The organism is Pectobacterium sp. CFBP8739, from assembly GCF_013449375.1.
Taxonomy (GTDB): Bacteria; Pseudomonadota; Gammaproteobacteria; order Enterobacterales; family Enterobacteriaceae; genus Pectobacterium.
This window is the reverse complement of record NZ_JACDRR010000017.1, coordinates 1-6677: the sequence shown is the minus strand read 5'-3', so window position 1 is coordinate 6677 and position 6677 is coordinate 1. Positions and strand designations below refer to the sequence as shown.

The following is a 6677-nucleotide window of genomic DNA, read 5'->3' as shown; positions in this document are numbered from 1 at the left end:
ATAGCGGGGGGTGAGAGTAACTATGGGTATGTGCAGAATCCGAATACGTGGGTTGATCCGCTGGGTCTTGCTGGTTGTGAAAACATACTACGTGCAAGTAAGCCTAAAATTTTAAGTAGAGATAATCTATCTTCGGCCGAAAGAAATTATTTAGAACGTCAGTTCATGAAAAAGCAAAATGCACTCAATAGAGCAGCTAAGCGAGGGGAATTAGTTTGGTCTCCTGGCACACATGATGTCAGAATTTCCTCTATTCAAAGTTCATACAGAAAGGCTGTTTCTGAACGTTACGAGCGAATGTTTGGTAAAGCACCTGACCTTTCAAAACTGAATGCTGATCACCCAGTTGATCTGATTGTGGGAGGCTCTGCAACACAGCGATTGCAAATGCTAAATGAAACCATTAACAAAAGTGTTGGTAGTGCTCTTAAAAATGCAGGAAGAAAAGCAGGGCTTCAACCTGGTGATAAAATAAGTGCGATAATATTTGATTGAGGCATGAGATGAATACTAATTTCAAAATTTTCACTGATACAGCAACAGTAGTTATTTTTGATTTACAATCACTTAAGCATCGCATTACTGATACACCAGATTGGTGGAGTATCGAAGATGATGAAATAGATGAAATCAATAATGGGAATGCTGTTTTTTTAAATTTAGGTAGTGATGGCGAATATTCAATAAATATCGTTGAATCTTTAAATGATTATAATGGCTTTGCATATATAAACGCACCTTCGGGAAATATATTTATTGGCGCTGGTGAGGATACTACTGGTGGTGATCTGGAACCAGATGACATAAATAGTGTGTCGGGTGATTTTATAAATGTTCTTCCGGGTAGTTATTCTGTGAGATTCAAAAAAGTGGACGGTGAAATATATTTATCCTTTTTGCCATCGAAAGAGAAGAGAAACAAAATAGAAGCATCTATTAGGTTATAAAATAAAAAGCCGGAAGCGATCTCAACGATCCTTCCGGTTATTTTTTACCTGCTTATCACAGATTAATCTCGGTCTCAATCACTATCCTTCCCCGCTCCACCGTCACGGTAATCGGCATCCCGGTCATAAAGCCCGACTCTTCCAGCCAGCGGCCTTTAAGGTTGATCGCCGACGGCGGGTTAGGCTTGCCGTTTTGCGGGGCGTATCCCACCGTGTAGTAACGTTCTGTTTTAGTTGCTGTATTTACCGTGTTGCGTGACGTAGAATCATGCGCAGCCATAGTCAACTCCTGGTTAGTTGGTTGTGGTGAGCGGCTTTCATGTGCTCCAACACACGGAAGCCGCGTTTCTTCTTTCGCTGCTACTTACTCCGCGAAAACCGGTTCGCATCATGCTTCAAAATCAATGACTCCAGCAGTACCTTAGCCACGGCTTTCTCTTCAGGAGAAAACTGGCTGATGGCTTCAAACTGCAAACGCAGCTCATCATCCGGCCCCCGCTCTTCCTCATCAAAAATAAGCGTATCTGCACTGACCGATAACGCACAGGCCAGCTTGCGGATAATCTCCAGCGTAGGCTGAACCTCATTCGACTCATAGCGGCGTATCATCGTGATATGGCAACCGACCTTCTCGGCAAGGGCGGCTTGTGTCAACTGACGGTTTTTACGCAGGGCAGAAAGGCGTTTACCAAAATCCATAGTCATCAACCGAAAAGCAAAGAATGACAGCATGTTACCCCCTGTTGCGTAAGTGATACTTGTAATATACCATATATGCATTATCATATAAACCAATAATGCGTATTGACAGATTTTTTACAAGGAACCCGTTTATGGCACGCATCCCCGAATCCGAGTTGCAGCACCTGAAAGCCGCCGTGCCGTTAGTAGAGGTGGTGCGTTCGCAGGGTCGGCAGGTGTTCAAACGCGGCAAGGACGTGGTGGTGTTGTGCCCGTTCCATCAGGAGAAAACCCCGTCTATGGTCATCAGCCCGGAGAAGAACCTGTATCACTGCTTCGGCTGCGATGCAGGCGGCTCGGTGCTGGACTGGGTGATGAAGACGGAAGGGCTAAGCCTGCATCGGGCGGTTGACCGCCTGCGCGGTGAGCTGGGTGCCGTGCCTGCTGTTGAGCCGCTGCCGCCCGTTACCGATATCGCTAATGAACAGGAAAGGCAGTCACTGCTGGGTCGCGTGGTTGAGTTCTATCACCACACGCTGCTGAACGCGCCGGACGCCATCGCGTATCTGGAAAAGCGTCGCCTCAATCACCCTGAATTAGTCGCTGCCTTTAAGCTGGGGTTCGCCAACCGCACGCTGGGCTACCGTCTGCCGCCGAAGAAGCTCAAAGACGGGGCGACCATCCGCAGTCAGTTGCAGGCGCTGGGGGTGATGCGCGACAGCGGCCATGAACATCTGGCGGGGTCATTAGTGGTGCCGGTTATCGACATGAACGGCCAGGTGCGGGAGCTGTACGGGCGCAAAGTGGGTAGCGAGTTACGCAAAGGTACGCCGCTGCATCTGTACCTGCCGGGGCCGCATGGCGGGGTGTGGAACGAGCAGGCGTTAGTGGCGGGTAAAACCGCTATCCTGTGCGAATCCCTCATCGATGCGATGTCGTTCTGGGTAGCGGGCTACCGCAACGTCACGGCGGCGTATGGGGTCAACGGCTTCACCGATGAAATGCGGCAAGCCTTTATCCGGCATGGCGTGAAACAGGTGCTTATCGCGTTCGATAACGACGCGGCAGGCGATGAAGCTGCGGTGAAACAGGCCGCCTCTCTGGTTAGTGACGGCATTACCCCGTTCCGGCTGGTGTTCCCAGCGGGGATGGATGCCAATGAATATCTGTGCAAGGTGGCGGAGCCGGAACTGGCGTTCCGGGCGGTGGTAGAAGGCGCGTTACCGATGGGGGACGCGGTGAATGCTGAACCGGAACGCGCCGCTGAGCCACAACGGAAAGCCGCACCGCAACCTGAAGCCTTGCCGCAACCCGCCTCCTCTTTAGTTGCCGGGGTGGTGGTTGAGGTGTTGCCGGGTGGTGAGCTGGAGATAACACTGTCCGGTCAGCAATGGCGCATCCGTGGGCTGGCGTCGGTGAAAACGGGCAGCGGCGTGATGAAGGTGAACGCGCAGGTGCTGGACACCGAAAGCGGCGTGGTGTTCGCCGACAGCGTGGACATGATGAGCGCCCGCAGCCGGGCGGGTTATGCGCGGCTGGCCGCATCAGAGCTGGGGTTAGCGGAAAGCGACATCAGGCGCAATCTGGGGCGGGTGCTGCTGGCACTGGAAACCCATCTGAGCCAGCCGGAAGCTGACAGTGAAAGCGTGACTGAACTGGATGACGACGCCAAAGCGGCGGCGCTGGCGTTGCTGCAAGACCCGAATCTTATCGGCAGGCTGACGGATGACCTGGCCGCCTGTGGCGTGGTGGGCGAGTCCACGAACTTAGTGGCGGGTTATCTGGCGGCGGTGTCGCGCAAGCTGGACAGGCCGCTGGCCGTGCTTATCCAGTCATCCAGTGCGGCAGGTAAATCGAGCCTGATGGATGCGGTGCTTAATCTCATCCCGCCGGAAGAGCGCTTGCAGTACAGCGCGATGACGGGGCAAAGCCTGTTCTATCTGGGTGAAACCAATCTCCAGCATAAAATCCTCGCCATCGCGGAAGAGGAAGGCGTGCGGCAGGCGGCGTATGCGCTGAAGCTGCTCCAGTCGGACGGAGAGTTAACGATAGCCAGCACGGGCAAGGACGATGCCACAGGCAATCTGGTCACCAAACAGTACACGGTGAAAGGCCCGGTGATGCTGATGTTAACCACCACGGCCATCGACGTGGACGAAGAGCTGCTGAACCGCTGTCTGGTTCTCACCGTGAACGAATCCCGCGAACAGACGGAAGCGATACATGCTCAGCAGCGTAAGGCGCAGACGCTGGAAGGCTTGCTGATGGAGAACGAGAAAGGCTACCTCACCGAGCTGCACCAGAATGCCCAGCGGTTACTGAAACCGTTAAAAGTGGTGAACCCGTTCGCCAGCCAGTTGACGTTCCTGAGCGACAAAACCCGTACCCGCCGCGACCATATGAAGTACCTGACGTTAATCCAGTCTATCGCGCTGCTGCATCAGTATCAGCGAGAGGTGAAGACGGTAGCGCACCGTGGGCAGGTTATCGAGTATATCGAGGTAGAGCGGTCGGATATCGTGCTGGCGAATCGGTTAGCACACGAGATATTAGGCCGGACGCTGGATGAGATGCCACCGCAGACCCGCAGGCTGTTGCTGCTGATACAGCAATGGGTAAAAGAGAGCGGCCAGCCGAAAGCGGAATACCACTTTACCCGCAAACAGCTACGGGACGCGGTGCAGTGGGGCGATACGCAACTGAAAATCCACCTTGCCCGACTGGTTGAACTGGAATACCTGATGCTGCACAAGCGGGGGCTGACGTTCTGCTACGAACTGCTGTTCGATGGTGATGCTCAGGGCGATAACGCGCACCTGTGCGGCCTTATCGATGTACCGGAAGCGGCTGTGGAAACGGTAAAAATAACAGAGAAAGATAACTACGACTCCGTCCGGTCGGGGGGTAATGAAAAGCGGTCGGCCTCGGGTCGGGGTTCAGTCGGTGGGCGGTCGGATAAGGTAAAACCCATCAAGGCCCGTGCTGGCAAGGGTTCTGCGCCATCCGGTCGGGTCAACGGTAAAAGCACGGTTCCGGCACCACACGATAAGCCTGTCGTACCGTAGTTCCCTTATCTGCCGCTCATCCACTCTCACGCAGGACGCGCCGCCATGACCCAACCCCCAGCCCCCAGCCCGGAAGCCCTTTACCTTAGCCGCCAGACGCAGACGTTACGCCAGCACACTGGGCACTACCTTGACCACCTCAGCGCGGCGGGCTACAGCAGCCGGACGCAGGAGAGCTACCGTGAACGGCTGCTGCCGTTCGTGGCATGGTGTGAAGACAGAGGGGTGTTGTATGCGCCACAGGTGAGTCTGGTGGTGCTGGAAGGGTATCAGCGCTGGCTGCGGGGCTACCGCAAGGCAGACGGCAAATCGCTCACGGCGGGCAGTCAGCTTAACCGCCTGACGGGTATCCGAATGCTGTTCCGCTGGCTGCTGAAGCGTCACGTCATCCTGTATAACCCAGCCGACATGCTGACGTTGCCGAAAGAGGAAAAGCGGCTGCCAGCGCAGGTGCTGAGCGTGGAAGAAACCGGCGGGGTGTTGCAGTCGGTGGAGAGCGGGACGGTTCTCGGGCTGCGTAACCGGGTGATACTGGAAGTGCTGTGGAGCAGCGGTATCCGGCGGGCAGAGGCGGTCAACCTGATGCTGAGCGACATCGACCTGAGCCGGGGGGTGATGATGGTGCGTCGGGGCAAGGGCAATAAAGACCGGGTGGTGCCGCTGGGTGAACGGGCGTGCAAGTGGTTAACCCGTTATCTGACCCATGCGCGGCCTGAACTGGCGAAACGGTATGACAGCGGGCACCTGTTTATCAGCCACAAAGGCACCGGACTGGCACGGGTAACGCTGACGCAGATGGCGGGGAAAGCCATCCGGGAAACGGGTCACCTCGACAAACCGGGAGCCTGTCACCTGTTCCGGCACTCGATGGCCACCCAGATGCTGGAGAACGGCGCGGACACGCGACACATCCAGGCTATCTTAGGCCATGAGAAGCTGGAGACGACACAGATATACACACGGGTCGCCATCGGTCACTTACAGAAGGTGCATGAACAGACGCACCCGGCAGAGCGGAAACAGCGGGCGCGGCGTAAACCGGACAGCACCAAAAAGTAGCTCTCTTCCTTCGATATCGCGGTACAGCGCAGGGCAAACGCCGCGCCATCCGTGGCGCACCGCTTGCCTTGTTCAGGTAAGGCACTCCGGCGGTAAATGTCGCCCGGCCAGCGCCAACCTTCATCACTCTCTTCCTGTCAGGTTGCTGGCCGAACGTCATTCAACATAATGTGGCATTACGCGAAAGCCGCTGAACGCGGCCCACGCGTAACACACATTATGTCGGCGCCGTTCAGGGTATGGGCGCGTTGCGGTCCTCTTCGGCCTCGGCGTGCGGCTGGCCGCCGGGGTTCGGCAGCTCAGCACAACGCGGCGCACAGGCTCGCTGCGCTCACCTCTGCTGTCGGCAGCCGCGCTCCTTCCGTGGCACCGACGGTGTGGCCGCCTTCCCTGGCGGCGCAGGCTCCGGCGTTAATCCTCGGCCAACATCAAAGGCAACAGAAAAGGGGTTGTCGGCCTGACGGCCTCCGCTTAACGGCTTCACCTCGCCCCCGCCCCAACCCCGCTGCACTGGCTGCGCCCGGCTCGCAGTCGCAGGCTCCTTGCTCGTTCCCGTGCTCGCCATCTCCGCCCCGTGCGGCCCCCGCCGGGGGCCTCCCCGCTAAGTCGTTGTCTTGCGGGCCTCGCCAGCCCGCACCCGGCAGACGCTTCACCGTCCCACAGCAAGCTGCGGAACGGCTCGCGCCGCGCTAAAACCTGGTTCAACAGCAAACGACTAATGGCAGCGGCTGCTGCCGCTGCTATGATGTGGCACAGGCAGACAGGGGCGTCACAGCATGGCGGTAGCGTGTCCGGGGCTAAAAGTGCGCGTCGGGATGTTCGGGTTGCGGGCGTGTGAATGTGGCTGAAAACGCTGCCTGAAAAGACTGTTGCTTCAATGGGTTAAGTGCGCTAAAAAGTACGACGAGCACCGGATAATCCCTAT

Annotated in this window: 6 protein-coding genes and 1 pseudogene; 5 read left to right on the top strand and 2 right to left on the bottom strand. The window is 56.4% G+C overall.

Translation table 11 applies throughout. From position 1 onward, the window contains the following. Together H0247_RS13990 and H0247_RS13985 are read left to right on the top strand one after the other, a co-directional pair. A pseudogene (locus H0247_RS13990) lies at positions 1–495 on the top strand (type IV secretion protein Rhs); the annotation flags it as partial. Positions 496–503: 8 nt separating this feature from the next. Then, positions 504–947: a DUF6386 family protein gene (locus H0247_RS13985; RefSeq protein ID WP_180743087.1), complete on the top strand. Its 444-nt coding sequence runs from the start codon at positions 504–506 to the stop codon at positions 945–947. A 55-nt stretch (positions 948–1002) separates the two neighbouring features. Here the strand turns inward: H0247_RS13985 and H0247_RS13980 are convergent, their stop codons facing one another. After that, positions 1003–1227, bottom strand: a complete 225-nt coding sequence (locus H0247_RS13980) for a SymE family type I addiction module toxin (RefSeq protein WP_180743086.1) — start codon at positions 1225–1227, stop codon at positions 1003–1005. Between the two features lie 80 nt (positions 1228–1307). Then, positions 1308–1679 carry a helix-turn-helix domain-containing protein gene (locus H0247_RS13975; protein WP_239788804.1) on the bottom strand — a complete coding sequence of 124 codons (372 nt, stop codon included), beginning with the start codon at positions 1677–1679 and terminating at the stop codon, positions 1308–1310. A gap of 101 nt (positions 1680–1780) precedes the next feature. Between H0247_RS13975 and H0247_RS13970 the strand changes: the two genes are divergently transcribed. From H0247_RS13970 to H0247_RS13960, 3 genes are all read left to right on the top strand, one after another. Next, positions 1781–4693 (top strand): CHC2 zinc finger domain-containing protein, encoded by a 2913-nt coding sequence (locus H0247_RS13970; protein WP_180743085.1) that lies wholly within the window; start codon positions 1781–1783, stop codon positions 4691–4693. 45 nt (positions 4694–4738) lie between these two features. Next, entirely contained in the window at positions 4739–5752 is a 1014-nt protein-coding gene (gene xerC / locus H0247_RS13965; RefSeq protein WP_180743084.1) for a site-specific tyrosine recombinase XerC, read from the top strand. Between the two features lie 239 nt (positions 5753–5991). Beyond that, positions 5992–6213, top strand: a complete 222-nt coding sequence (locus H0247_RS13960; RefSeq protein ID WP_180743083.1) for a hypothetical protein — start codon at positions 5992–5994, stop codon at positions 6211–6213. Positions 6214–6677 lie beyond the last annotated feature (464 nt).

Bases quoted from the DNA above. Each gene is read 5' to 3' on its own strand.
- H0247_RS13960 (WP_180743083.1), top strand. From the start codon at position 5,992: ATGGGCGCGTTGCGGTCCTCTTCGGCCTCGGCGTGCGGCTGGCCGCCG.
- H0247_RS13980 (WP_180743086.1), bottom strand. From the start codon at position 1,227: ATGGCTGCGCATGATTCTACGTCACGCAACACGGTAAATACAGCAACT.
- H0247_RS13970 (WP_180743085.1), top strand. From the start codon at position 1,781: ATGGCACGCATCCCCGAATCCGAGTTGCAGCACCTGAAAGCCGCCGTG.
- xerC (WP_180743084.1), top strand. From the start codon at position 4,739: ATGACCCAACCCCCAGCCCCCAGCCCGGAAGCCCTTTACCTTAGCCGC.
- H0247_RS13975 (WP_239788804.1), bottom strand. From the start codon at position 1,679: ATGCTGTCATTCTTTGCTTTTCGGTTGATGACTATGGATTTTGGTAAA.
- H0247_RS13985 (WP_180743087.1), top strand. From the start codon at position 504: ATGAATACTAATTTCAAAATTTTCACTGATACAGCAACAGTAGTTATT.